Origin of the sequence: Xanthomonas arboricola pv. populi (assembly GCF_002939945.1) — a bacterium.
Lineage (GTDB): Bacteria > Pseudomonadota > Gammaproteobacteria > Xanthomonadales > Xanthomonadaceae > Xanthomonas > Xanthomonas arboricola_A.
This window is the reverse complement of sequence record NZ_MDEB01000004.1, coordinates 365,928-389,963: the sequence shown is the minus strand read 5'-3', so window position 1 is coordinate 389,963 and position 24,036 is coordinate 365,928. Positions and strand designations below refer to the sequence as shown.

The window sequence follows — 24,036 nt, the reverse complement described above, 5'->3', positions numbered from 1 at the left end:
CCGATGTCACATGTCTCGTCATTGGGTAGCGTTGATCAGACCATCCCTAGAAAGTTCTTTCGCCTCGCTGCTTCCGGCAGGAATTAGGAAATTAGAGACCTTAACTGAGCTCGCGGTTGAACCACTAACAGCAACAGCAACGACAGTATAGTATTTAGCAAGATGTTTAGAATAATGAAGAACTCCGTCCACAGCAAAATCAACGGGCTTATCTCTCTTGGTGCTTTCATGCTTCCTTGCATCCGACTTGCATTCAATAACAATTAAGAATGCGGCATCCTTTCTATTTGAGATGATGAACTCTGGATAGCCTGCGTTCCCTTTAGCATTCTTGCTAGCCTTCGCTAGCATCAACCTAATTTTGGCGATTTCAGACTTTTGTTCTTCGACGCTGACCCCATTGTCAGGCTCGTAGTAGCCAAGGGCGCGAAGTTGGTCACGTACAAGCCCTTCCGTCTTCCTCTCGTTCGCCATTCGAATTTACTCGCTAATTTTTTCTTCAAGTTTATCCACGGACACCCAGTCCGTGAAGTCAGGCCACTACGAGACTGCAGTAAGCCACCAAAAGCAAAGCCGCTCCGTTTCGGGAGCGGCTCTTCTAACTTTGCGATATCAACCAAAAACTGCCCACGTTTCTGATGGACGATCTAGACGTAGTTATGGCGTATTACAGGGTGCGCGACTCCCTACTAATAAGCCAGAATCAAACCCCAACAGGATTCGCCTTCTCAGGATCAATCTTGTACTGCTTGATCGCCCGGGCCACATCCTTACCCGTCATCTTGCCATCCTTCGCCAGCGCGGCAATCGCCGCGTGCGCGATGTAGTAACGGTCGACCTCGAAGAAGCGGCGCAGGTTGGCACGCGTATCCGAACGACCGAACCCATCCGTGCCGAGTACGGTGTAGGTCATCGGGACGAAGGCGCGGATCTGGTCGGCGAAGGCGCGCACGTAGTCGGTGGCGGCGATGGCCGGGCCCTGGCGGCCTTCCAGCAGCTGGGTGACGTACGGCTTGCGCTGTTCGGCCTCCGGGTGCAGGCGGTTCCAGCGTTCCACGGCGTAACCGTCGCGGCGCACTTCGTTGAGGCTGGGGCAGGACCAGATGTCGGCGGTGACGCCAAAGTCCTTGTCCAGCAGCTCGGCCGCGGCAATGGCTTCGCGCAGGATGGTGCCGCTGCCCAGCAGCTGCACGCGCAGCTCGCCCTTCTTGGGCTTGCCGGCGTCCTTGAGCAGGTACATGCCCTTGATGATGCCCTCGGCTGCGCCGTCCGGCATGCCGGGGTGGGCGTAGTTCTCGTTCATCAGGGTGATGTAGTAGTACTCGTCGATCTGGTCTTCCATCATTGCCTTCATGCCGTGCTGCATGATGACGGTGACTTCGAAGCCGAAGGTCGGGTCGTAGCTACGCACGTTCGGGATGGAGCCGGCAATGACCTGGCTGAAGCCGTCTTCGTGCTGCAGGCCTTCGCCGTTGAGCGTGGTGCGGCCGGCGGTGCCGCCGAGCAGGAAGCCACGCGTGCGCATGTCCGCTGCCTGCCAGGCGATGTCGCCCACGCGCTGGAAGCCGAACATGGAGTAGTAGATGTAGAACGGCAGCATCGGCACGTCGGACACCGAGTAGCTGGTGCCGGCGGCCATCCACGAGGCGATGGCGCCCGGCTCGCTAATGCCCTGCTGCAGCACCTGGCCGGTCTGGTCTTCGCGGTAGTACATCAGCTGGTCGGCGTCGACCGGCTTGTACTTCTGGCCGAACGGGGCATAGATGCCGATCTGGCGGAACATGCCTTCCATCCCGAAGGTGCGCGCCTCATCGGCCACGATCGGCACGATGCGCGGGCCCAGTTCCTTGTCGCGCAGGGCGATGTTGAGGCTCTGCACGAAGGACATGGTGGTGGAATAGCTGCGCTCGCCGCTGTCCTTGAGCAGGCGCTCGAACTTGTCGAGCGTGGGCGCGACGAAGGACTTGCTGGCCTTGGGACGGCGCGAGGGCAGGAAGCCGCCCAGCACGTTGCGGCGCTCCTTGAGGTACTGCACTTCCGGGGAATCTTCGCCGGGGTGGTAGAACGGCACCTGGCCGTCTTCCAGCTGGGCGTCGGTCACCGGGATATTGAAGCGGTCGCGGAAGTGCTTGACCGCCGCGTCGTCCAGCTTCTTGGTCTGGTGGGTGGGGTTGAGCGCCTCACCCGCCGAGCCCATGCCGTAGCCCTTGACCGTCTTGGCCAGGATCACGGTGGGCATGCCCTTGGTGTTCACGGCCTGGTGGTAGGCGGCGTACACCTTGTGCGGGTCGTGGCCGCCACGGTTCAGGCGCCAGATGTCGTCGTCGGACAGGCCGGCGACCATGGCCGCGGTCTCCGGGTACTTGCCGAAGAAGTTGGCGCGCGTGTAGGCGCCGCCGAAGGCCTTGCAGTTCTGGTATTCGCCGTCGACGGTTTCCATCATCAGCTTGCGCAGCACACCGTCGGTGTCCTTGGCCAGCAGGGCATCCCAGTAGCCGCCCCAGAGCAGCTTGATGACGTTCCAGCCGCCGCCACGGAACACGCCTTCCAGCTCCTGGATGATCTTGCCGTTGCCGCGCACCGGGCCGTCCAGGCGCTGCAGGTTGCAGTTGACCACAAAGATCAGGTTGTCCAGGCCTTCACGGCCGGCCAGCGCGATGGCGCCGAGGGTTTCCGGCTCGTCGCTCTCGCCGTCGCCGATGAAGCACCACACCTTGCGGTCGGACTTCTCGATCAGGCCGCGGTTTTCCAGGTAGCGCATGAACTGCGCCTGGTAGATGGCGGCCAGCGGGCCCAGGCCCATCGACACGGTGGGGGTCTGCCAGAACTCGGGCATCAGCCACGGGTGCGGGTAGGAGGAGATGCCCTGGCCGTCCACTTCCATGCGGAAGTTGTCCAGCTGGGCTTCGCTGATGCGGCCTTCCAGGAAGGCGCGGGCGTAGACGCCCGGGGCGCTATGGCCCTGGATGAACAGGAGATCGCCCGGGTGCTGGTCGCTGGGCGCGCGCCAGAAGTGGTTGAAGCCCACGTCGTACAGCGTGGCGCTGGAGGCGAACGAGGCGATGTGGCCGCCCAGGTCGCCCGGCTTGCGGTTGGCCCGCACGACGGTGGCCATGGCGTTCCAGCGGATGATCGAGCGGATCTTCCACTCCAGCGCGGAGTCGCCGGGGTTCTTGGCCTCGTTGGCCGGTGCGATGGTGTTGACGTACTCGGTGGTGGGCGAGAACGGCAGGTAAGCGCCGGCGCGGCGGGTCTGCTCGACCATGCCTTCCAGCAGCTGATGGGCGCGCTCCGGGCCTTCGACGTCGATGACGGCCTTGATCGATTCGAGCCACTCCTGCGTCTCAAGCGGGTTCGGATCGTTGTGCAGCACTTCGTTCAACCAGTTCATTAGCGCTCCCGGGGGGACACACCCCGCGGGTGTGTCGACATCGTGAATTCGTGAACCCCCAAGTGTACCGCACGCACCTGTTGCCATTCCTCGCTACGGGGGCGTATGGAATGGGACGGTGTCGTGCGTGGGTGAGGGATCGATGCCGGCTGGGCGGCGATCCAGCGCAGCAGGCGCTGCCGGTGTACGACCAAAGGATAAGGGCCAGCGGCGGGCGATTGCCGCCGGGCCCGGCGCGGAACGGACCGATGTAGGAGCGCACCTGGGCGCGACGGGCATTCCTGGTAACGCCTGTCGCGCCCGGGTGCGCTCCTACGACAGCCGGCGGTCTTCGGTGGGACATCCGGCCATTGACGCTGGCGGGCAGGTGCTGTCGAGCTAGCGATTTGCGCGGCCAGTTCGGGGCTAGGCACGCCCAACCGTAGGAGCGCACCTGGGCGCGACGGGCATTCCCGGTCACGCCTGTCGCGCCCGGGTGCGCTCCTACGGGGGCGGGTTGGTCAGAACGCCTGCAGGGCTTCGGTCAGCTGGCCGTTGTTGTTGACTGCGCCCATGGTGTAGCCCTGCCAGCCGGGGTAGGCGTTGGGCTCCCAATAGAACACGCCGAGCACGCGCGCGCCGATGGCATTGCTGCGGCTGAGCAGGTTGGTGAGCATGGCGCGGGTGGTGGCGGCCTGCTGCCAGTCCATGCCGACCTCGGCCACGACCACGTCGCTGCCGTAGCGGGAGATCATGTCGCGCATGTTGGTGTCCAGGCGGGTGTTGTAGTCCTGCCAGCTGCCCACCGGCGGGTAATGCGACATGCCGATGACGTCCCACTTGCCGCCGGCCGAGCGCAGGTTGTCGAAGAACCAGCGGAAGTTGGCGTTGTCGTAGCCGTTGGCCAGGTGCACGATGACCTTTGCATTGGGGTACACCGCCTTGGTGGCGTTGTAGCCGCTGTTGATGAACTGGCCCAGCGTGGCGAAGTTGGGCGTCTTGCCCTCGTTCCACAGCATGCCGCTGTTGATCTCGTTGCCCACCTGCACCCAGCTGACGGTGATGCCGTTGTCCTTGAGGTAGTTGAGGATGCCCTGGGTGTGGCTGTAGACATCGGTATTGAGCTGGGCGACGGAGTGGCCGGCCCAGGCGGCCGGCTTGGTCTGCTTGCCCGGGTCGGCCCAGCTGTCGCTGTAGTGGAAGTCGATCATGATGCGCATGCCCTGCGCGGCGGCGCGCTTGGCCTTGTCCAGGGTGTCGCGGCCGTCGTTCCAGCCGCCGGACGGGTTGACCCACACGCGCAGGCGGATGGCGTTGCCGCCCACGTCCTTGAACAGCTTGATGAAGTCGGTGGTGTTGCCGGCCGCATCGCGAAACACCTGCGGCGGGTTGGCCGCAGCCTGCTGGTTGAGCCAGCTGACATCGGCGCCCTTGGCGATGCCCTGCGCGCCGGCGCCGGCGCTGAGGCCACCCAGCAGCAGCCCCAGCAGCAAACGGTGGTACCCCTTACGAAGAACGTGCATGAACCCTCTCCCTTGATCGATGGATGTCGCGCCACCTGGCGCCCTGCCCGGTCCCCCTGAACTCGCCGCGTGCGTGTGGCGATGCGGCGATGCCCGCAGCGGCCAGGCACGCCGCGAAACGGTGGCGATTGCAGCACGGCGGCACAATGCGGTCGCGCTGGCTATAGGTGCTGCGTGATTGCGGCATATCTCGCGGCGGCAAACACCTTGCGCCAGCGAACTGGCGGTATTTTCGCCAGCGCGTTGTTGTGCGGATGCAACAGAAAACCGGCGCGGTAGTGCGCGGCGCGTCTGTCAGTGGCGATACGTCGCTGCAACGACCGGCATGGTCGACTGTCTGCGACAGCACATGCATCCGGGCTTGATGCGACGCGACACGACGACGCGCTGCAGGCTTCCCAGCACCGCGTTGCGTTGCTGGCAGCGCACACCACTGCCGCACGCACGCACGCCGCTCACCGCTCACCGCGCGCTGTGGCTGTGGCTGTGGCTGTGGCTGTGGCTGTGGCTGTAGCTGTAGCTGTAGCTGACAGCTGACAGCTGACAGCTGATTCTGTAACGACAACCCTGGCTCGATCACCGTCACTGGCGCTACGCGACAAGCTGCGATTCCAGCTCGACAGCAGCAGCCCGACGGATAAAGGCCGCCACGCCTTCCTGCTGCCCTGCCCGCTCGGGGCACTCGACAAGCTCGCGTCCGGGGATCGGCAGCGACCGAACGAAAAACGCCGGGCAAGCCGGCGTTTTTCCTGTGCACTACTCGATGGCGGCGGTTGGCAGTTTGAAGCGGCGCCGCATCAGGCCCTATTGGTCGGGCGCATTCAACGCAGCAAGAGCGGCTAACAACACGTAGTGAGCGATCGTCAGGTGGGTGCGGACTACACGCCCAGAACGCAGTGCCCGCGTGGTCCATGCCGACTCCGGGCAGCGGCCGCGCCCGCCTGACGGCTGCGTAGCCGTTTTGTCGGCCGCTCTGCGCCACGCCTGCATGCGCGCACTCAGCCCAGCGCGCGTGCGCCCTGCTGTTGTTGCTGGGTCTGCGTTTGCTGCTGCTCCAGCGCCACCGACTGGCGTGCGGCGTTGTCGGCCACGCGCTGGCTGCTCTGCTCCAGCGGGGTGTTCATCGCGGTCATGGTTTCCACGCTGACACGCAGCTGCGCGGGGTCGTCCACACGGCCCTGCACGGCGAAGGTGCGCGCGGCATCGGGGCTCATCATCACCGCGTCGATGCGCTGGCCGCCGGCGGCGTGCATTTCCGAGGCGAGCGAGCCGGATAACTGGGCGCTTTGCTGGTCGGGCGTGCGCCCTGCGCGCGCGTCCTGTGCCTGCACGCCACGCTGCGCGTCCTGGAACAAGCCATTGCCCACATGCCCCGGCTGATCGATGCGCAGCGAGGTGTGGTCGTTGCCATGCTCGCGCGCGTCGCGCCTGGCGGGCTCGCCCGGGGCGAGCGGGCCGCGAACGGCGTCGATGATGTCCTTGCCCAGGCCAAGGTTGCTACGGCTGATCACGGTAATGCCCGCGCGGATCTGATCCAGATCGGTGCGGTACTCGTTGATCATGCGCTTGTTCGTTTCCGCAAGCGTGCGTGCATTTGGATCGCTGAGGACGGAACCTTCGTCCAGAAAGTTGCCGAGCTTATGCGCACCCAGCGATGCACCAGCGGCGACGACCGGTGAATCGGGAATCAGGAAATTGGCCCTGCTGTTGCTGTAACCGGCGTGACCGAGCGTACTGATCTCGTCCGGCTTTGCGTAGATGCGCACCTGGCCGAAATGCGGCGACGCTGCGCTCACCGGATCGGACGCCATCACATGGTTGACCATGTTGTTACCGCCTTCCGGAATCCGATAGGACAGGCTGGCTGCGCCATACGAGTTAAAGGTCTCGCCTTTGAGGTCGTAGTGATGTGCGGTGATCTGCGCAAGTGCGCCACCGAGGGAGTGGCCGGTGACGGTCACTGCTGGCGTGCGGCCGTTCTGCTCACCGTATTCTTTTGCGTAGTCCAAAGCATGCTTGGTCAGGGCCAATGCTTCGTCGGCTTGTGGGTTATGCCGGCTGCGCACCATTGCCCCATCGGTAAGGATGTCATCGAGCTTGCCCTCGGTGCCGCGATGCGAGACCACGATCTCGCCGGTGCTTTCCCGGCGATAGATGGTGCCCTGATAGCCAGTAACCTTATTGTTGACATGCTCCAGAACGGCGTATTGCTCGCCTCCGGTTTCAAAAAGTTCTTTCTGATTCGGAGCACGCCGCCCTACCGCACGATCCTCATAAATGTCGTTGGACAGATCAGCATACTGCTGTGAGGGGATGGTCATGGCGTCGCTTCCTTGGCAGCCAATGTGATGGTGAACAGCTTGTCGCGGATATCAGGCTTGAACTTTTCGGTATCGGGCTCGCCCATGTCTGGAAAGTCGCTCATGCCCGAACGCGGATAGCGCTCGCTCCAGTAATATTTGGTCGAAGCCTGCTGCGCCAGCACCGTCTTGCCTTCGATAAACGACAGGAAGCGGGTTTCTTCTTCAGCACCGGTCGCCTTCAACAACACGCTGGCGCCGCTGAATTCCCAGTGGCAGACGCCGCGACCGTAATAGTCCTCGTCCTGCATCAGGTCCAGGTAGACGGTGCCGCGGTACTCGGTATCGGAGATCTTCTTGAGTGCGAAGTCTTCCTGGCTGGTGATGCGCCCGGCGGTGCCGGTTTCGGGCTGGATCTTGCCGCATTCGGCTTCGTTGCTGACGTCGTATTGCGCCGCGCCCTGCACCAGGCCGAACGCACCCGGCGCCTTGTCCAGGGTCAGCGTGACCTCGAAGGCCTTGCGCGGGTTGGGATTCAACTTGGCAAGGCCGCGGCCACCCGCCTCCACGTCGGCTTCTGCGGCGGCCTCGGTTGCGGGGGATTGGGTCTGGGTCATGCTGGTCTCCGGGGCGTTACAGGCCGTAAGCAAAAGGGCCAGCAGGCTCGGGGTCAGAATCTGGCGCAAGGCCGGCCTCCATGGCGATAGGGGGAGTCAATCTAGTTCGCTGACCCGCCGGGGTCAATTTACGGCAGCTGAGGATGAGGCCGCCGTGAGCCGGTTGCCGGCGGGCGGAAAACTGCCATGATCGGGGCCATTCGCCGCCAGGGAAGCGCGTCATCGCCACCGGTCCCACATCGCCAGCCGACGGCGTGGCCGTCACCCCGCGGGTGCACTGGCGGCACAGCCTGCGCATGCGGGTGTTGCTGGCGGCCACCGCGTTGCTGGTGGTGTTGCTGGCGGTGCTGGGCACGGTGTTCTACCTGGGCGCACGCGCCGAGCTGGTGGAGGCGGCGCGCACCGAGGTGGATGGCCTGACCGAGCAGACCGCGCGCAGCCTGGCGGCGATGCTGGATTCGGTGCAGGTGAGCGGCCGCACGCTGGCCGCCAGCAGCAGCGCGGTGGGGCTGCAGCCGTTCAATCTGCGCGCCCTGCTGCTGGCCACGCTCAGCGGCGACCCGGATATCGGCGCGGCGCGGTTGATCATCGAGCCGCGCACGCAGAAGGCGCGCGACACCGGGTTTGTCTGGTACGTGCATCGCGACGGCACGCGCGTGCTGGAGAAATCGGTGCAGGACCTGGGCGACGACTACCGCGCGATGCCGTGGTATCTGCGCACCCAGCGCGAAGGGCGCGCGTGGTGGTCCGAGCCGTCCCTCGACACCAATGGCGGCAGCGCGCTGTACACCAGCTACAACCTGCCGTTGCGCCGCCCGGGCGATGCGGTGGATGCCGCGCCGGTGGGCATGGTCAGCGTGGACCTGCCGCTGCAGCACCTGCGCGAGATCATCGACCAGCTGCCGCGCGACATCGGCATCCAGCCGATGCTGCTCTCGCCCGAAGGCATGCTGGTGCTCAGCCCCGACCCGGAGCTCAACCTGCGTGACACGCTGGAGCGTTACGTGGCGCATGCGCGGCCCGACCTGCTGCCGTTGCAGCGCGCGGTGGCTGCAGGCCAGCCGATCTCGTTCGCGCACACCGCTCCCGATGGCGAGCGCTTTCTGACCCATAGCGCGGCGGTGGGACGCAGCGGCTGGACCTTTGTGCTGTCCGCCTCGGAAGGCTATGTGCTGGCGGGCCTGAACTGGCTGGCCGCGTGGGTGGCGCTGGCCGCGTTGCTGGGCGCGGTGGTGTGGTGGTGGTTGATGGGGCGGATCACGCGCAAGCTGACGCGGCCGATCGAGGAACTGACCGACACCGCCGAGCACTTCCGCCGTGGCGAATTCGAATACCCGTTGCCGCACATCGAACGCCGCGACGAAGTGGGCGTGATGGCGCGCGCGTTCGACAGCGCGCGCGATGCGATCCGCGACCACATCGCGCAGATCGGCGAGATGACCGCCGCGCGCGAGCGCATGCACAGCGAGCTGCAGATCGCGCGCGAGATCCAGCAGGCGATGCTGCCCTCCGGGCGCACCTTCGACCGCGCCGGTTCGCATCTGGAAACCTGCGCGTGGCTGGAGCCGGCCAAGGCGGTGGGCGGCGACTTCTATCACTTCGTCGAGACCGAGCCGGGGCTGCTGTGGTTTGTGGTGGGCGATGTGTCCGACAAGGGCGTGCCGGCGGCCCTGTTCATGGCGCGGGCGGTGAGCGTGCTGGAAATCGCCGCGCGCCGGCATACGCGCCCGGACAGCATCCTGATCGCCGCCTCCACGCGGCTGGCGGAAAACAACGACACCTGCATGTTCGCCACGGTGCTGTGCGGGGTGATCAACGTGGTGACTGGCGACTACTGGCTGGCCAGTGCCGGCCATGAGCCGCCGGTATTGATCGACATCGACGGCAGCGCGCGGCCGTTGCCGCTGGAGACCGGCGCGCCGCTGGGGATCGAGCCGCAGGTGGCCTACCCGGTGCTGCAGGGCCGCATGAGCGCCGGGCAGACGCTGCTGGGCTATACCGACGGGGTGACCGAGGCGATGGACGAGCGGGGCGCCAGCTACGGGCTGGAGCGCCTGCTCGGCGCATTGCGGCCACGCCGCAGCGCGGCGGCGCAGTGCAAGGCGGTGATCGCCAACATCGCACACTTCACCGGCCAGGCCGACCCGTACGACGACATCACCCTGCTGGCGATCCGGCTGCGCCAGGAGCATGCTGGACGGGTCGCAGACGCTGGCCGGGACGCACCCGCAAAGGCAACGACCCGATGAAGCTCGATCTGGCCATCGCGCCCTCGCTGGCCCAGCTGGCCGGCGCCAACGACGCGCTGGAACACTCCCTCACGCGGGAAGGCCTGCACGCCGAGCGCATCGGCCAGGTGCGGCTGATCGTGGAAGAGCTCGGCTGCAATGCGCTCACCCACGGCCAATGCGCCGAGCAGCCGCTACGCCTGCAGCTGCAGCTGGACCCGCAGGCGCTGGTGCTGGAGCTGAGCGACCCCGGCAGCGCGTTCGACCCCCGCGCGCTGCCGGAGCTGGAACTGGATGCCGCGCTCGACGCGCGTGCGATCGGCGGACTGGGGTTGTTTCTGGTACATCAGTTCGCCGATCACATCGACTACCGCCGCGATGGTGCATATAACGTGGTGCGCGTCACCCTGCTCCACCCGTACGCCCCCGTCCCCGAGGCACTGTCATGACCACGCTCGCCATCCAGATCGACCCGCCGCAGGACACCCGTCAACGCGTCATCCTGACCGGGCGCCTGGACACCCACACCTACCAGGATCTGGACGCGGCGCTGTCGCCGCTGCTGGGCACCCTGATCACCACGCTGGTGCTGGACCTGACCGCGCTGGAATACATCTCCAGCGCCGGCATCCGCTGCATCTTCAAGGCACGCAAGGCCCTGGCCACGCGCCAGGGCAAGGTGCTGGTGACCAACCCGCAGCCGCAGATCCGCAAGGTCTTCGACATGGTCAAGGCAGTGCCGCTGAGCGATGTCTTCGCCTCCACCGAAGAGCTGGATGCCTACCTGGCGGCGATGCAGCGCAAGGTCATCGAACAGCATGCGCAAGGCGATACGCCGATCGTGCCGCATTTTGCCGAGGCTTGAGAGGGGCGACGACGCGTAGCGAACGGGCGCCGGCTGGATGCGGAAGGCACGCGCATGGCGGAAGTGCACGCGCGGTACATGCCGACTTGCGGCGCTGAACGCGCGCGCGCCTGGCGATGTGTGCAGTGGTTGTGTTGGCCGCCGTCGGTATCGCCCCGCCTGCGCGACCACATGTGGGCCTGTGTGCGTGCGGCGTGTGCGCGGCAGTGGTTAGGCTATGGCGCCCTGATCCCTCGCGTGCGATGCCCAAGCTGATCATCTTCGATTTCGACGGCACCCTTGCCGATTCGTTCGGTTTCTTTGTGAGCACGCAGCGCGTGCTGGCCGAGCGGCACGGCTTCCGCGCCGCGCAGGCGCATGAAGTGGACGCCGCACGCCGCCTGAGCACCCGCGCGCTGCTCAAGGAATCGGGTCTGAGCACATGGCGCATCCCGTTGGTGGCTGCCGACTTCATCCGCCTGATGCGCGCCGCCCCGCCGATGGCCTTGTTCGACGGCATTGCCGAGGTGCTGCACACACTGCACGCCCGCGGCACCTGCCTGGCCCTGGTGTCGTCCAACTCGGTGGAGAATGTGCAACGCGCGCTAGGCGAGGAGCTGAGCGCGATGTTCGCCCTCATCGACGGTGGCGCGCATTTGCTGGGCAAACAGCGCGCCTTGCGCCGCGTGCTGCGCAGCACTGGATACACCGCAGCGCAGGCGGTGTATGTGGGCGATCAGGTCGCCGACTGGGAAGCGGCGCAAACGGTGGGACTGCGGTTTGCTGCGGTGGCCTGGGGCTATGCGCATCCGGAGGTGTTTGCGGGATTGGCGGGGGCGCAGGTGGTTGAGCGTGTGGAGGCGTTGCTTGGGTTGGCGGAGTAGCCCGTTTTTTTGCGGCTGGGATTGGGGATTGGGGATTGGGGATTCGCTAGAGCGAGAAGCCCGCCGGTGCTGCGTGCGCGCGTTCCCTCATCCGCCCTTCGGGCACCTTCTCCCGGAGGGAGAAGGGAAACGGATGCCATGCACTGAATGGTCGCCGGGAGCCACGCGCCGACGTCTACACCCCGCCGACCCTCGGCAAGGGTGCCGGCACATTCAACATGCCTCCCGCCGCCACATACGCCGCCAAGGCCTGCCCCTGGCTCAACAGATGCCCGTGCATCGTGCGCTCGGCGCCTTCGGCGTCGCGGCTGCGTACGCATGCCATCAGCTCGCGATGCTCGGCCAGCGACTGCGCCATGCGCCCGGGCGTCAACAGCTGCCGGCCGCGGTGCATCTTGAGGATGCGGTGCAGATCGTGGGTGACGCGGATCAACCACGGATTGCCGGCATACTGCTGCACGGTTTCATGGATCAGATAATTGTTGCGGTAGTACTCGGCCAGATCGCCGGCGGCGGCGGCAGCTTCCATCGCCGCGTGCAGGTCTTCCAGGCGTTGCACGCCGGCCACGTCGAGGCGCTTGACCGCATCGTGGGCGCAGCGGCCTTCCAGCATGGCCATCACCGGGAACAACTGGTTGAGGTCTTCCAGCGTCAACCGCGTGACCCGGCTGCCACGGCCGGCGTCCAGTTGCACCAGGCCTTCGGCGGCGAGCAGCTTGAGGCTTTCGCGCAGCGGGGTGCGGCTGATGCCGAGCTCCTCGGCCAGCGCCGGCTCGTCGATCCACTCGCCCGGCGGCAGCGCGTAGTCGTAGATCTTCTGGCGCAGGCGCTCGGCCACTTCCTCGTACAGCGGTACGCGCTTTTTGGCAGTGCGCGAATCAGGGGCGAGGGTCATGGCAGGCGGGTCGTCGATGCTGGCGTGGAGGCGCCCATTCTACGGGGGCGCCCCGATACCCTGCCGAACGCGGGCCGGATCACAGCCAGCCCGGCACCACGAACAGCAGCCAGGCCACCAACGGCCCCAGCAGCACTACCAGCCCGCTGTACACCAGGAAGCGACGGAACAGCGCGTCGCGCTCTTCCTTGGCGGCCGAGGCCACCACCAGCGCACCGTTGGTGGAGAACGGGCTGACATCGACGATGGTGGACGACACCGCGAGCGCGCAGATCACCCCGGCCGCGCTGAGCTGGCCCTGCATCAGAAATGGCACCGCCAGCGGAATGGTGGCGCCCAGCACCGCCGCCGACGAGGCGAACGCGGACACGATGCCGCCGACATAGCAGACCAGCAGCGCACCCAGCAACGGCATGCCGATATGCGACACGCCGGTGCCGATGTAGTCCACCGCGCCGGCCTTTTCCAGCACCGCCACGTAGGTCACCACGCCGCTGATCAACAGCACCGTGGACCAGCTGATGCCGTCTACCGCGCCCTTCTGCGCGCTGGGCGAGATCAGCGCCAGGGCCACCGCCACGGTGATCGAGACCAGGCCGACGTTGAGGTTGTAGACCAGCGCGGCGATGCCCAGGCCGAGCAGGCCGACCAGCGTGATCACCCGATCGCGCGTGATGGCGACTGCCTCCAGCGCCAGCGGATTGGTCGACAAGGTGCCGCCACCGGCAGCCACCAAGGAGCCATGCCCTTCGATCGCGAACGGGCGCTTGGAGGCCTGGTCGTCCGCCACCGCCACGTACTGCGCATCGGCCAGCGACACCTCCTGCCGGCGCATCAGCTTGAGCCCGCCGAAGGCGCAGAAGCAGATGATCGCCATCATCAGGTTGAAGCCCAGGCTGGTGAGGAACACCGCCATCTCGGTAACGTCCAGCCCGGCCTTTTCCACCACCTTGTTGGTGATGCCGCCATACACGCTGATCGGCGAGAACCCGCCGCCCTGCGCGCCATGGATCACCAGCAGGCCCATCATCAGGGGATTGATGCGGTATTGCTTGGCAAAGCGCAGCGCCACCGGGCCGATGATGGCCACCGCCGCCGGCCCGAGCGCACCGAAGGCGGTGAGCAGGCCGGTGATCACGAACATCACCCAGGGAATCGCCACGATGCGCCCGCGCACCGCGCGCACCGCCCAGTGCACCAGCAGATCGATGGTGCCGTTCTTCTGTGCGATGGCGAACAGGTAGGTGATGCCGACCAGGGTCAGGAACAGGTCGCCCGGAAAGCCGGCCAGCACCTCCTTGCCGTCCAGCCCCACCCACACGCCGCCGATGATGAAGGCCAGCGCGAAGGCCACCCCCCCCATGTTGATGGGCAATGCAGTGGCGACGATGAACATGATCACCAAGCCAAGAATCGTTGCAATTTGCGGGGTCATGCGCCCTCCCAGACACCTGATACGCGTACAGCACGGATGGCCACCCGCCACCCAAGGGTCACACCTGGTCAGACACGCAGAGCGGCTGACAGACTTACGGGGCAGCTGCCAGGCGGTTGCCTATTCGCCACGCCTGGTTCGCCGCTTCTAGCGTTACTTCATGCCGCGCGCTCGCACGCAGCATCGACCCACTCCACCACGCCCTGCATGCTGTGGAAGTCCTCCACCGAGCGCGCTTCGCAACCCGGCACGATCTCGCGCGCCATGCGCGCCAATGCGCTGCCTGGCCCCAGTTCGAGAAACACGCGCGCGCCGCGTTCGGCGGCCTGCACCAGCACGTCCTGCCAGCGCACGGTCTGCGCAATCTGTGCGGCCAGCATGTCCACCACCAGGGCCTGCGTGGTGACGGCACGTGCATCGATGCCGGCCAGCACGCGCAGCCTGGGCGCGTGCACGGCCGCGTTGTTCAATTCGACGGCGAAGGCATCGGCCGCCGCATGCAACCACGGCGTATGCGCCGGCACGCTCACCGGCAACTGCGTGATGCGTGCGCCCTGCGCCTGCGCTGCATCGCCCAGTACCTGCAGCGCAGCCTGCGGGCCACCGAGCACGGCGTGGTCGTCGCCATTGACGATGGCGATGGCCGCGCCATGCGTCCGGCACAGCGCTTCGAGCACACGCAGCGGCAGGCCGGCCACCGCCATCAATCCCGCATGTTCCGGGCTGGCCGCGTCCATCAGGCGTGCGCGGGTGGCGGCCAGCTGCAGGCAGGTGGCGATCTCCATGCTGCCGGCCACCGCATGCGCGGCCAGCTCACCGACGCTGTAGCCGAGCACCAACACCGGCGTGGGCAGTTGCGCAAGCAGCACCTGCCAGTGCGCCAGGGTGCCGGCGCAGACCAGTGGCTGTGCGATGGCATTGGTGTAGCGAGCGTTGTCTGCGGCAAGCGTTTGTACTGATGCGCCGAGCACCTTGCTCGCGGCAGCGAGCACGCCGGCCGCGGCAGGCGCATCGGCGACACGCGCGAACATCGCCGCATGTTGCCCACCCTGGCCGGGACAGAGCACGGCCAGGCTCATGCGGTGGCCTGCTGGCAGGCAGCGGCGGGCGCTGTGCTGGTGCCGTCCTCATCCGCGCTGCGGGCTTCTTCTCGCGCGACCAGGACAAGGACGCGGTTTCCTGAGGCAGTGCCAAGGGCAGCGCCCCTACACGCCTGCGTGGACGTTGCCTTCGCGGTTGCCAGTGGTCGACACAGGCTCATGCCGTCTCCTGGCAGTGCAGGAACCAGGCGCAGGCCAGCAGATCGGCGCTGCCGCCCGGGCTCAGGCGGTGCGCGACGAATTGCCTGCCGATGGCATTCAAGCGATCACGCCACTGCGGTTGCGCGATGCCGCCCTCGGCGAGAAATCCACGCGCCTGCGCCTTTGCGTAAGCCAGCCCTTCCTGCCCGCCGCGATGCAACAGGTTGAGATCGTCGACCTCGGCAATCAGGTGCATCAAGGTCTGTGCCAGTGCGGCCTCGCGGGTGGCGCCGCTGTGCAGTGCGCTGCGCAGAGACGGCAATGCGAGCTCGCGCAGCAATGGATACCCGGCCGCAGCATGCTCGCGCACGCCACCGATCCGAAACGCCGCACGCACGCGCTGGCCATTGCTACGTGGATCCAACGGCGCGGCCTGCAATGCGTCGCGCCACTCCTGTACCGCGCTGCAGACTGCTTCGCCGGTAGGGGCATGCCCATGCACGATACGCAGGCGCGCCGCCTGCGCAGTGAGCAAACCGAGGCTGAAGATCGCACCGCGGTGGGTATTGATGCCGCCAGTGGCGCGCAGCATCGCCGCTTCGGCCGCGATGCCGAGCTGGCGCAATTGCTCGAACGGGGCGTTATCGATGCCCGCCTGTGCAATCGCGACGAAGTAGCCGCGCAGGGCAAACAGGCTGCGCAGAAATGTCGACGCGTCCATATCGGCATGGCTGCCGCTGTCGAACGGCGTGACCAGGCCGGGCTTGGGCGCGCAGCCGAGTTCCGTATGCAGGGCGGCGACCGCCAGCCGACCCAGCCGATGCGCCAGTGCGCTGGCGGTGCCGGCTTCGGGATGCGATGCGTCTTGTCTGGCTGCACTGTCTTGCAGCTCGCCATGCGTGCGTGCAGCGCGCGATGACGCATGCACGCGGTTCGAACCAGCGCCTTCGAGCGCGAGGCGCAGTAGCGGCTGCGGTGGTACGTCGTGCGCCGGTGCCGGTGTCGGTGCGAGCGTCGCTTCGCGATCGGCACGAATCAGGTGCGTCGATTGGCTGGCCGCATTAACCAGGGATGGTGCGATGCCTGTTTCTTTCGCTCCTGTCACTCGCCGCTGCCGCTCCACCGCGTTGCAAGGCGTCACGGAGCGCCTGGCATCGGCAGTGCGTTCGGCCAGTGTGCTCATGCCGCGCTCCATACCGGAAACAGCGCGGTGCGCGGCAGCAAGCGGCAGCCGTTGAAGGACTTCACCAAGATCTGTTGCGCGCTGCCGGCGTATTCGCGCCAGTTCACCGCGGTGTCGTCGGGCAGCAGCAGTTCGCCGTCTGCGCGCAACCCGTGGCGCTGTTCCCAGCGCTGCAGCACTATCACCACTGCCTGCGCCTGCTCGGGTGTGGCGATGGACCACAACAGGTCTAGATCCGATTGCGCGTGCACATACGCAAGCCCGGTAATGGCCTGCCATGCAACGCTGCCAAAGACACGCGGCTGCAGAGCGTTGGCATTGCACTGCGCCAGCAAGGCCTGCAATGCAGGCTGCATCGCGGCGGGTGCGGCTGCGATCACGGCATCCAGCGCCAATGGCGCGGTGCTGCGCGCGACCTCGTCCATGCTGGCGCTCAATGCCAGGCGCTGCTTGCCTTCGTCTGGCGGCAACGGCACGCCCAGCCGCAGGCTGCCGGGTGCCTCGCTACCATCGCAACGCGCCACCACTGCCGGCAGACCTGCAGCAAACCACTGCTGCAGCCGTGGCTGCGCACCCGGCGTCAGCGCTTGCCAGCGCGCGCCTGGATGCAACCACACCAGTGCATGGCGGGCGGGCATGCTCAGGCCTCGCCTGCGGCCACGGCCGCAGCGACATCGCGCGCCAGGGTGCGCCCGCCACGCTGCGCGCCCAGTGCCCGGCGTTGGTCGCCATCGCTGGGCGCGGCCAGGGCGTCGAGCAGTGCCTGCGCCAGGTCGCCGTCCCACAGCGACTCCACCGCGCCCATGCGCACGTAGTTCTCCACTCCGGGCGCGAACACCGGCGAGCTCTTGCTCAGCGCCTGCAAGGTGTCCACGCTCTGCTTGGTGACGCGCGCCATCGCGCGCAGATCCATCACGCGGATCTGCGCATCCGGCAACGCGTGGATATGGTCGGCCATCAGACCGAACGACAGAAAGCCGCCGCTGACCGATTCGCCATAGACCAGCGTGACCAGCCGCGCGCCGCGCTTGCGCGCCAGATCCAGCGTGCATGCCAGATGCGCGAAGTAACCATTGATGCCGAGCAGCTCGTCGCGGCGCGCCAGCCGTTGCCCGGCGGTATCGGCCAGCATCACGATCGGCCGCTGCGGATGCGCGCGCGTGCTCGCCAACACGGTCGCCGCCAGTGCCAGCGCGTGGTCCACACCGACTTCCAGCTTGTTGGTGGTGCCGATCACGGTGACCTCGCCCGCGGCTGTGGTGGCGCTGCCGGTGAGCACATCGTCGTTGCGGGCGATGGCGTGGCCGAGCGGAAACAGCTGGTCCAGCAGTTGGCTCAGTTGCATGGCGTGCTCCGGTCGGCGGTGGCGGCAAGGAAGGCGTCGGTGTCCAGCAGCGGCAGCCGCTTCGCATCGACGATGCCCTGGCGTTGCCAGATCTCCAGCCCATCGCGGCAATCGCCATAGGCGGCGATGCGCCTGGACAGTTGTTGATGCGCCACTTCCAATGCCTGCAGTGCGGCCTCGCCCGCCGGCTCGGTCAGTGTGTCCAGCGCCTGCGCGGCGGCATCGGCGAACGCGGCGATGCGGTCGGCCACCAGCGTCTGCGCCTCGCCCAGCAGATAGCGGTGCTTGCCGCCGGTGACGCGCCACACCAGGGCGCGGTCGCGTGCGTCGAACTCTTCCACACCGCGCACGGTTTCGATCACGTCCGGGCCGGACAACGACAGGCGGCCTTCTTCGGACATGATCACCGCGCTGCAGCAGCGCGCCACGATGCCCATGCCGCCGAAGGCGCCATTGCCGCTGCCGATCAAGGCCAGCACCGCCACGCCGGCGGCGCGCGTGTCCAAGGTGGCGCGCATGATTTCGGAGATGGCGATCAGGCCGGCGTTGGCTTCGTGCAGGCGCACGCCGCCGGTGTCGAGCAGCAACAGCACCGCGTCCGGCTGCGTGGCCGCCGCGCGTTCGAGCAGACCGGTGAGCTTGGCGCCATGCACCTCGCCGACGCCGCCGCCCATGAAAGCGCCTTGCTGCGCGGCGATCAGCACGGTGCGCCCACGCAGCGTGCCTTCGCCGACGACGATGCCGTCATCGAAGGCGCCGGGCGTATCGAGCTGGGCCAGATGCGGGCTGATCAGGCGACGGCGCGGACCGACGAATTCGTCGAAGCTGCCGGCATCCAGCATGCCATCGATACGTTCGCGTGCGTCGGCTTCGTAATAGCTGCGCTCGGCCATGGGGATGGTGGTGCTCATGCGTGGCTCCGGATGACTGGCGTAGGAGCGCACCCGGGCGCGACCGGGGCATTACCGGGAAAGCCTGTCGCGCCCGGGTGCGCTCCTACGGGGTGACTGCGGCGGCTCATGCGGTAGCTCCCTGCAGGGCGTCCAGCGCCTGTTCCAGGCGCAGGCTCACCACCGCGGGCGTGGCGCCGACATCGTTGATGCTGATGCGCACATCGCGCAGTGGATGGCGCGCGGCGAAATCGTCCAGCACCGCCTGCCAGATCGCGCCGAAACCGCGTGCGGCGGTGAGGATCTCGATCTCCATCGCGCCGTCCAGCGGCACGCGCTCGACCAGCACTTCCAGGTTGCCGGAGGCGACCACGCCGACCAGCGCATGCTCCAGCCCGGCGCGCGCGCCATGCTGGCCATTGAAGCGATACCGCAGGGTTTCCATGCCGTGCCCCTACCAGTTGCGAAAACGTTTGGGCGGGTCGTACAACCCGCCGGACCAGCGCACCAGATCCTTGACCGTGCGCGCGGCGAGCAGGTCGCGCGTGGCATCGCGTGGCCGGATGCCCAGGTCGTCCGGCCGCTTGATGACGCCGCGATCGCGCAGGTTTTCCACCGCGCGCTTGTCGCGGCCCAGGCCGACGGCGGTATACCCGGACACGCCACGAATGGCCTGTTCGCGCTCTTCCGGCGTGCGACACAGCAACAGGTTGGCAATGCCTTCTTCGGTGAGCACATGGCTGACGTCGTCGCCGTAGATCATCACCGGCGGCAGCGGCATGTTGGCGCGCTCGGCCAGTTCCCAGGCATCGAGCCTGTCGACGAAGGCCGGCGCCATGTGCTCGCGGAAGGTTTCCACCATCTGCACCACCAGCTTGCGTCCGCGCGGCATCTCGCCGGGACGCGCCGCCTCGCGCCCGGCCTTGAGCCAGGCGTCGCTGGCGTGCCGGCGGCCGCGCGCATCCGAGCCCATGTTGGGCGCGCCGCCGAAACCGGCGATGCGGTCGCGCGTGGCGGTGGAGCTGTTGCCCTGCAGATCGATCTGCAGGGTGGAGCCGATGAACATGTCGCAGGCGTACAAGCCGGCGGTCTGCGACAGCGCACGATTGGAGCGCATGCTGCCGTCGGCACCGGTAAAGAAGATGTCCGGGCGCGCGGCGATGTAGGCCTCCATGCCCAGTTCCGAACCGAACGAATGCACCGAGTGCACGAAGCCCGATTCGATCGCCGGGATCAGCGCCGGATGCGGGTTGAGCGCCCAGTGCCGGCAGATCTTGCCCTTCAGCCCCAGCGATTCGGCATAGGTGGGCAGCAGCAATTCAATCGCGGCGGTGTCAAAGCCGATGCCGTGGTTGAGCCGGTCCACGCCGTACTCGGCATAGATGCCCTTGATCGCCATCATCGCCATCAACACCTGGATCTCGGAGATCTGCGCCGGGTCGCGGGTGAACAGCGGTTCGATGTAGTTGGGCCTGGGCGCCTGGGTAACGAAGTCCACCCAGTCGGCCGGGATATCCACGCGCGGCAGCGTGTCGACGATCTCGTTGACCTGCGCGATGACGATGCCGCCCTTGAACGCGGTGGCCTCCACGATCACCGGAGTGTCTTCGGTGTTGGGGCCGGTGTAGAGATTGCCGTGGCGGTCGGCGGCCTGCGCGGTGACCAGCGCGATGCGCGGTGTCAGGTCGATGAAGTAGCGGCCGAACAATTCCAGGTAGGTGTGGATGGCGCCGATCTCGATGCGGCCCTCGCCGACCAGCCCGGCCAGGCGCGCGGCCTGCGGGCCGGAGAACGAGAAATCCAGCCGCTTGGCGATGCCGCGCTCGAACACATCCAGATGCGCGGGCAGCGACAACACCGATTGCACCATGTGCAGGTCGTGCACGCGCGCCGGGGCCACCTCGGTGAGGCAGCGTGCCAGGAAGTCGGCCTGCTTCTGGTTGTTGCCTTCCAGGCAGACGCGGTCGCCCGGCTCGATCACCGCTTCCAGCAGCGCCACCACGTCGTCGGCGGCCACCACGCGCCCCTGCGGCGCCACCGCGGCGGCCCGCTGCAGGCGCTGGCGCCGGCTTTCGGCCTGGGTGTCCCACTGTCGACTCATGCGTCTGCCTCACCGGGCGGCGCCCGTAATCTCCGATTAATTACATCGTAATTATGGGGGGTGGCGGTGTCTAGTCGCATTGCAGCACGGGCGCAGGCACAGGCAGGCTGACTAGCCAGGGCGACAGTCCGTGCTTGCGGGCAGCCTCGCTTCGATATATCTTTTCTCTATGATTCGATATATCGAATGACGATGCGCTCCTGCCAGCACGACTTGCCGAACGAGCTCGATCCGTCCCTTGTGCCCACCGCCAAGCGCCGCGGCGGCGGTGGGCGCGCGCGACCACTGGAACATGGCGACCTGCGCCTATTGCTGCTGGCGCTGATCGAGCAACAGCCGCACCACGGCTACGAATTGATGCGGCAGATCACCGCGCTGTTCAAAGGCCTTTACACCCCTAGCGCGGGCGCCATCTATCCGGCACTGGCGCAACTCGAAGCCGATGGCTGGGTGCAGACCGCGCTGGACGAGGGCCGCAAGCGCTATCAGGTCACCGCGTCCGGCCGCACGCACGTGGCACAGCAGCGCGAGGCACTCGACGCGGCACTGGCCCGCACCCACCGCCGCGCGCGCGAGCTGATCAAGGCGCAGACCCCGGCGCCGATTCGCGAGGCCATTCACCGCATCAAACACGGCCTGTTCGCGCGGCACGGGCAATGGACGGATGCAGAAACCACACGCATTGCCGCGCTACTCAACGCCGCCGCTGATGGCATGGAACGCAATGAGGGCTGAGCGCACCTATCGCTGTGCCTGCGCCAACCGATGCCGGCTTGATTGCGCCTTGCGGCAGTGACGCGTCATCGCAGTGTTTGCGTTGCGCGGCGTCAGTGGCATGCATGAATTGCTGTACCTGCGCTGTTCTGCGATTTGATCAGCGTGTAGCTGCAAGAATCGACCTTGCTTTTGGCAGATGCGCGAGGCTTCGCCCGTACCCTCAGCCGCCCCAGTGGGGCGCCTTCTCCCGATGGGAGAAGGGTGAGCAACAACCGCTGTTTTTCGCCAGTTGGCTGGCTAGATCGTCGCATCATCGTTTGCAGTCACTCCCCCGCCGCGCAGCTGCGCGCCACATCCAGGAATCGCATCACATGGCCATCCACACCCACACCCAACTCCGCCGCGACCTTCGCCTGCGTTCCGTGCAGGTGCTGCGCTGCGAATCGATCACCCCGCAGATGCGCCGCATCGTGTTCGGCGGCAGCGAGCTTGCCGGCTTTCAGAGCGAGGCACCGGACGACCACGTCAAGCTGTTCTTCCCCAATGCCGATGGCGCCTTCGTACTGCCGACGATGACGCCGGACGGCCCGCGCTATGCCGAAGGCGCCCTGCCCTCGCCCGGCCGCGATTACACCCCGCGCGCATTCGACCCGCAGAGCGGCGAGCTGAGCATCGACTTCGTGCTGCATGGCGATGGCGTGGCCTCCAGCTGGGCCGCACAGGCGCAGCCCGGCGACACGCTGACGATCGGGGGCCCGCGCGGCTCGTTCCTGGTTGCCGACGACTACGACCACTACGTGCTGATCGGCGATGAAACCGCCTTGCCCGCGATCGGCCGCTGGCTGGAAGCCATGCCCGCCGACATGCATGCCGAGGTGTTTATCGAAATCGCCGATGCCGGCGAGCGCCAGGACCTGCTCAGCGCCGCCGACGTGGACGTGTACTGGCTGGAACGCAACGGCTTCGATGCCGCCAGCAGCACCTTGCTGGAAGACAGCCTGCGCGATTACGAGCCGCATGACGGCGACACGTTCTACTGGATCGGCACCGAATCCATGCGCGCGCGTGCGATGCGCAAGTTTCTCGAAGAGCACATGGGCGTGGACAAGGACGCGGTGCGCGCGAAAGGATATTGGAAGGCGAATCCGGAAGCGGAGTAAAGCCAATGCCCCTGACCTGGCGATCAGCCGAGAGTAGCCACAAACTACGTCGCATCTGACGACGAGCAGGCCTTCAGATTCGTAAACTTAAACCCATAAAGCTAGGGCCTGTTAACACTAATGGCCCGAGCGATTAAACTGTCGGGCATGGAGATCACGCCAGCACAATTTTCTCTAATCGAACACTGCCTGCCGGCGCAGCGCGGCAATGTCAGCATGACCAACCTGCAAGTGGTCAACGCCATCCTTTACGTTGCCGAGCATGGCTGCAAATGGCGCGGCCTACCCAAGCGCTTTGGCAACTGGCACACGGTGTACACACGCATGAACCGTTGGGCCAAGGCGGGTGTGCTGGACCGGATGTTCGCCCAATTGCAGAAGTCCCAGATCGTGCGCATCAAAATCGAAGCAGTCTCGCTGGACTCCACCAGCGTCAAGGTCCATCCCGATGGCACGGGCGCATTAAAAAAAACGGCCCGCAGGCCGTCGGCAAGTCCCGCGGTGGATGGAACACCAAGATTCATATGGTTGCCGCAGATGCTCGAACAGCCATCACCTTTGGACTGACGCCTGGCAACGTGCATGATGCACCTGCAGGCCGCGCGTTGCTTGAACACTTGGGGCCAGTGGAGCGGCCGATTCAGTTGTTGATGGACCGTGCTTACGAAGGCAACGAAACCCGCCAGTTGGCGCTCGATCTTGGCTTCGTGCCGGTGGTCCCGCCGAAATCCAATCGGGTCGAGCCTTGGGAGTACAACCGGGAGATGTACAAGCGGCGCAACGAAGTGGAGAGACTGTTCCGTCGCTTGAAAGGCTACCGCCGGATTTTCTCGCGCTTCAAGAAGCTGGATGTCATGTTTCTTGGATTCCTCAGCTTCGTCCTAGTCGTTGATGGGCTTCGGATGTGTTAACAGGCCCTAGGTAGCAACTGGACGCACGAAAAATTCGTCAGCGTTACGAATTTGAGCAGGCGAGCACAACAGCTGTTGACGTGCGCCATCATAATTTGCTAGAACGCCAGCGTGTGGTGTTCAAGCTGTGAAATTATTTGTTATGAAATAGCAGATAGCATCAAAATTGACCAGAAATTCAGAACGCAATGCCCTGATACATGCCAAGAAAGGTAAAGGAGCGTGAGTGATGAATGCTACATTCCGAGATATAGACCCTGGAGGAATCACATTAAATTCAGATGGGTCAATAACATTTCAAAATATGCAGTTGAGAGCTGCATCTACCCAGCTTGCAAATAGAGCGTACGTACGCCCCGCCGCAGATAATTTTGGAAGCTGCACAAACGGTG

The 24,036-nt window shown here is 65.9% G+C and carries 21 protein-coding genes and 1 other RNA gene; 7 read left to right on the top strand and 15 right to left on the bottom strand.

Features of this window, described 5'->3' with window-relative positions:
- Window positions 1-18 precede the first annotated feature (18 nt).
- The 6 genes from XaplCFBP3123_RS13920 to XaplCFBP3123_RS13890 form a co-directional block, all read right to left on the bottom strand.
- On the bottom strand, window positions 19-474 hold the full coding sequence (locus tag XaplCFBP3123_RS13920) for a hypothetical protein (RefSeq protein ID WP_216361733.1): 456 nt from the start codon (window positions 472-474) through the stop codon (window positions 19-21).
- A gap of 229 nt (window positions 475-703) precedes the next feature.
- A complete protein-coding gene (aceE, locus tag XaplCFBP3123_RS13915) occupies window positions 704-3,391 on the bottom strand; it encodes a pyruvate dehydrogenase (acetyl-transferring), homodimeric type (protein WP_024937855.1) in 2,688 nt (895 codons plus the stop codon).
- Window positions 3,392-3,891: 500 nt separating this feature from the next.
- Complete coding sequence (locus XaplCFBP3123_RS13910; protein WP_104534558.1) at window positions 3,892-4,893, bottom strand: arabinogalactan endo-1,4-beta-galactosidase; 1,002 nt, start codon at window positions 4,891-4,893, stop codon at window positions 3,892-3,894.
- Window positions 4,894-5,730: 837 nt separating this feature from the next.
- A non-coding RNA gene (locus XaplCFBP3123_RS13900) (sX9 sRNA) lies at window positions 5,731-5,806 on the bottom strand.
- 85 nt (window positions 5,807-5,891) lie between these two features.
- Window positions 5,892-7,214, bottom strand: a complete 1,323-nt coding sequence (locus tag XaplCFBP3123_RS13895; RefSeq protein WP_104534556.1) for an XVIPCD domain-containing protein — start codon at window positions 7,212-7,214, stop codon at window positions 5,892-5,894.
- The gene (locus XaplCFBP3123_RS13890) at window positions 7,211-7,810 is read right to left on the bottom strand and encodes a hypothetical protein (protein ID WP_172453261.1); all 600 of its coding nucleotides are present in this window, start codon (window positions 7,808-7,810) and stop codon (window positions 7,211-7,213) included. Before XaplCFBP3123_RS13890 ends, XaplCFBP3123_RS13895 begins: the two co-directional genes overlap by 4 nt.
- Before the next feature lie 296 nt (window positions 7,811-8,106).
- Between XaplCFBP3123_RS13890 and XaplCFBP3123_RS13885 the strand changes: the two genes are divergently transcribed.
- The 4 genes from XaplCFBP3123_RS13885 to XaplCFBP3123_RS13870 all read left to right on the top strand — a co-directional run bounded on the left by XaplCFBP3123_RS13885 (window position 8,107) and on the right by XaplCFBP3123_RS13870 (window position 11,766).
- A complete protein-coding gene (locus XaplCFBP3123_RS13885; RefSeq protein ID WP_253254210.1) occupies window positions 8,107-10,059 on the top strand; it encodes a SpoIIE family protein phosphatase in 1,953 nt (650 codons plus the stop codon).
- Window positions 10,056-10,487, top strand: coding sequence for an ATP-binding protein (locus tag XaplCFBP3123_RS13880; protein WP_104534554.1), 432 nt, complete (start codon window positions 10,056-10,058; stop codon window positions 10,485-10,487). The genes XaplCFBP3123_RS13885 and XaplCFBP3123_RS13880 overlap by 4 nt, the downstream gene beginning before the upstream one ends.
- A complete protein-coding gene (locus tag XaplCFBP3123_RS13875) occupies window positions 10,484-10,903 on the top strand; it encodes an STAS domain-containing protein (RefSeq protein ID WP_005923815.1) in 420 nt (139 codons plus the stop codon). The genes XaplCFBP3123_RS13880 and XaplCFBP3123_RS13875 overlap by 4 nt, the downstream gene beginning before the upstream one ends.
- Before the next feature lie 242 nt (window positions 10,904-11,145).
- A complete protein-coding gene (locus XaplCFBP3123_RS13870) occupies window positions 11,146-11,766 on the top strand; it encodes an HAD hydrolase-like protein (protein WP_104534553.1) in 621 nt (206 codons plus the stop codon).
- Between the two features lie 175 nt (window positions 11,767-11,941).
- Here the strand turns inward: XaplCFBP3123_RS13870 and XaplCFBP3123_RS13865 are convergent, their stop codons facing one another.
- The 9 genes from XaplCFBP3123_RS13865 to mdcA form a co-directional block, all read right to left on the bottom strand.
- Window positions 11,942-12,661: a GntR family transcriptional regulator gene (locus tag XaplCFBP3123_RS13865; RefSeq protein ID WP_104534552.1), complete on the bottom strand. Its 720-nt coding sequence runs from the start codon at window positions 12,659-12,661 to the stop codon at window positions 11,942-11,944.
- Between the two features lie 79 nt (window positions 12,662-12,740).
- Window positions 12,741-14,096 carry an SLC13 family permease gene (locus tag XaplCFBP3123_RS13860; protein ID WP_104534551.1) on the bottom strand — a complete coding sequence of 452 codons (1,356 nt, stop codon included), beginning with the start codon at window positions 14,094-14,096 and terminating at the stop codon, window positions 12,741-12,743.
- Between the two features lie 158 nt (window positions 14,097-14,254).
- Window positions 14,255-15,175, bottom strand: a complete 921-nt coding sequence (mdcH, locus tag XaplCFBP3123_RS13855; RefSeq protein WP_104534550.1) for a malonate decarboxylase subunit epsilon — start codon at window positions 15,173-15,175, stop codon at window positions 14,255-14,257.
- 178 nt (window positions 15,176-15,353) lie between these two features.
- Window positions 15,354-16,166, bottom strand: a complete 813-nt coding sequence (gene mdcB / locus XaplCFBP3123_RS13850; protein ID WP_104534593.1) for a triphosphoribosyl-dephospho-CoA synthase MdcB — start codon at window positions 16,164-16,166, stop codon at window positions 15,354-15,356.
- Window positions 16,167-16,516: 350 nt separating this feature from the next.
- A complete protein-coding gene (mdcG, locus tag XaplCFBP3123_RS13845; RefSeq protein WP_104534549.1) occupies window positions 16,517-17,158 on the bottom strand; it encodes a malonate decarboxylase holo-[acyl-carrier-protein] synthase in 642 nt (213 codons plus the stop codon).
- A 2-nt stretch (window positions 17,159-17,160) separates the two neighbouring features.
- Complete coding sequence (gene mdcE, locus XaplCFBP3123_RS13840) at window positions 17,161-17,865, bottom strand: biotin-independent malonate decarboxylase subunit gamma (RefSeq protein WP_104534548.1); 705 nt, start codon at window positions 17,863-17,865, stop codon at window positions 17,161-17,163.
- On the bottom strand, window positions 17,856-18,758 hold the full coding sequence (locus XaplCFBP3123_RS13835; protein WP_172453271.1) for a biotin-independent malonate decarboxylase subunit beta: 903 nt from the start codon (window positions 18,756-18,758) through the stop codon (window positions 17,856-17,858). The genes mdcE and XaplCFBP3123_RS13835 overlap by 10 nt, the downstream gene beginning before the upstream one ends.
- Before the next feature lie 124 nt (window positions 18,759-18,882).
- A complete protein-coding gene (mdcC, locus tag XaplCFBP3123_RS13830) occupies window positions 18,883-19,200 on the bottom strand; it encodes a malonate decarboxylase acyl carrier protein (RefSeq protein WP_104534546.1) in 318 nt (105 codons plus the stop codon).
- 9 nt (window positions 19,201-19,209) lie between these two features.
- Window positions 19,210-20,856: a malonate decarboxylase subunit alpha gene (gene mdcA / locus XaplCFBP3123_RS13825; protein ID WP_104534545.1), complete on the bottom strand. Its 1,647-nt coding sequence runs from the start codon at window positions 20,854-20,856 to the stop codon at window positions 19,210-19,212.
- A gap of 192 nt (window positions 20,857-21,048) precedes the next feature.
- Between mdcA and XaplCFBP3123_RS13820 the strand changes: the two genes are divergently transcribed.
- The 3 genes from XaplCFBP3123_RS13820 to XaplCFBP3123_RS13810 all read left to right on the top strand — a co-directional run bounded on the left by XaplCFBP3123_RS13820 (window position 21,049) and on the right by XaplCFBP3123_RS13810 (window position 23,644).
- Window positions 21,049-21,591 (top strand): PadR family transcriptional regulator, encoded by a 543-nt coding sequence (locus XaplCFBP3123_RS13820; RefSeq protein WP_104534592.1) that lies wholly within the window; start codon window positions 21,049-21,051, stop codon window positions 21,589-21,591.
- A 353-nt stretch (window positions 21,592-21,944) separates the two neighbouring features.
- A complete protein-coding gene (locus XaplCFBP3123_RS13815; RefSeq protein WP_104534544.1) occupies window positions 21,945-22,733 on the top strand; it encodes a siderophore-interacting protein in 789 nt (262 codons plus the stop codon).
- 147 nt (window positions 22,734-22,880) lie between these two features.
- Window positions 22,881-23,644, top strand: a protein-coding gene (locus XaplCFBP3123_RS13810) for an IS5 family transposase (RefSeq protein WP_104534543.1) whose coding sequence is annotated in 2 segments (ribosomal slippage) — window positions 22,881-23,196 and window positions 23,196-23,644 — 765 coding nt in all. Because the reading frame shifts where the segments join, the coding sequence is not laid out codon by codon here.
- The last annotated feature ends 392 nt before the right edge of the window (window positions 23,645-24,036 follow it).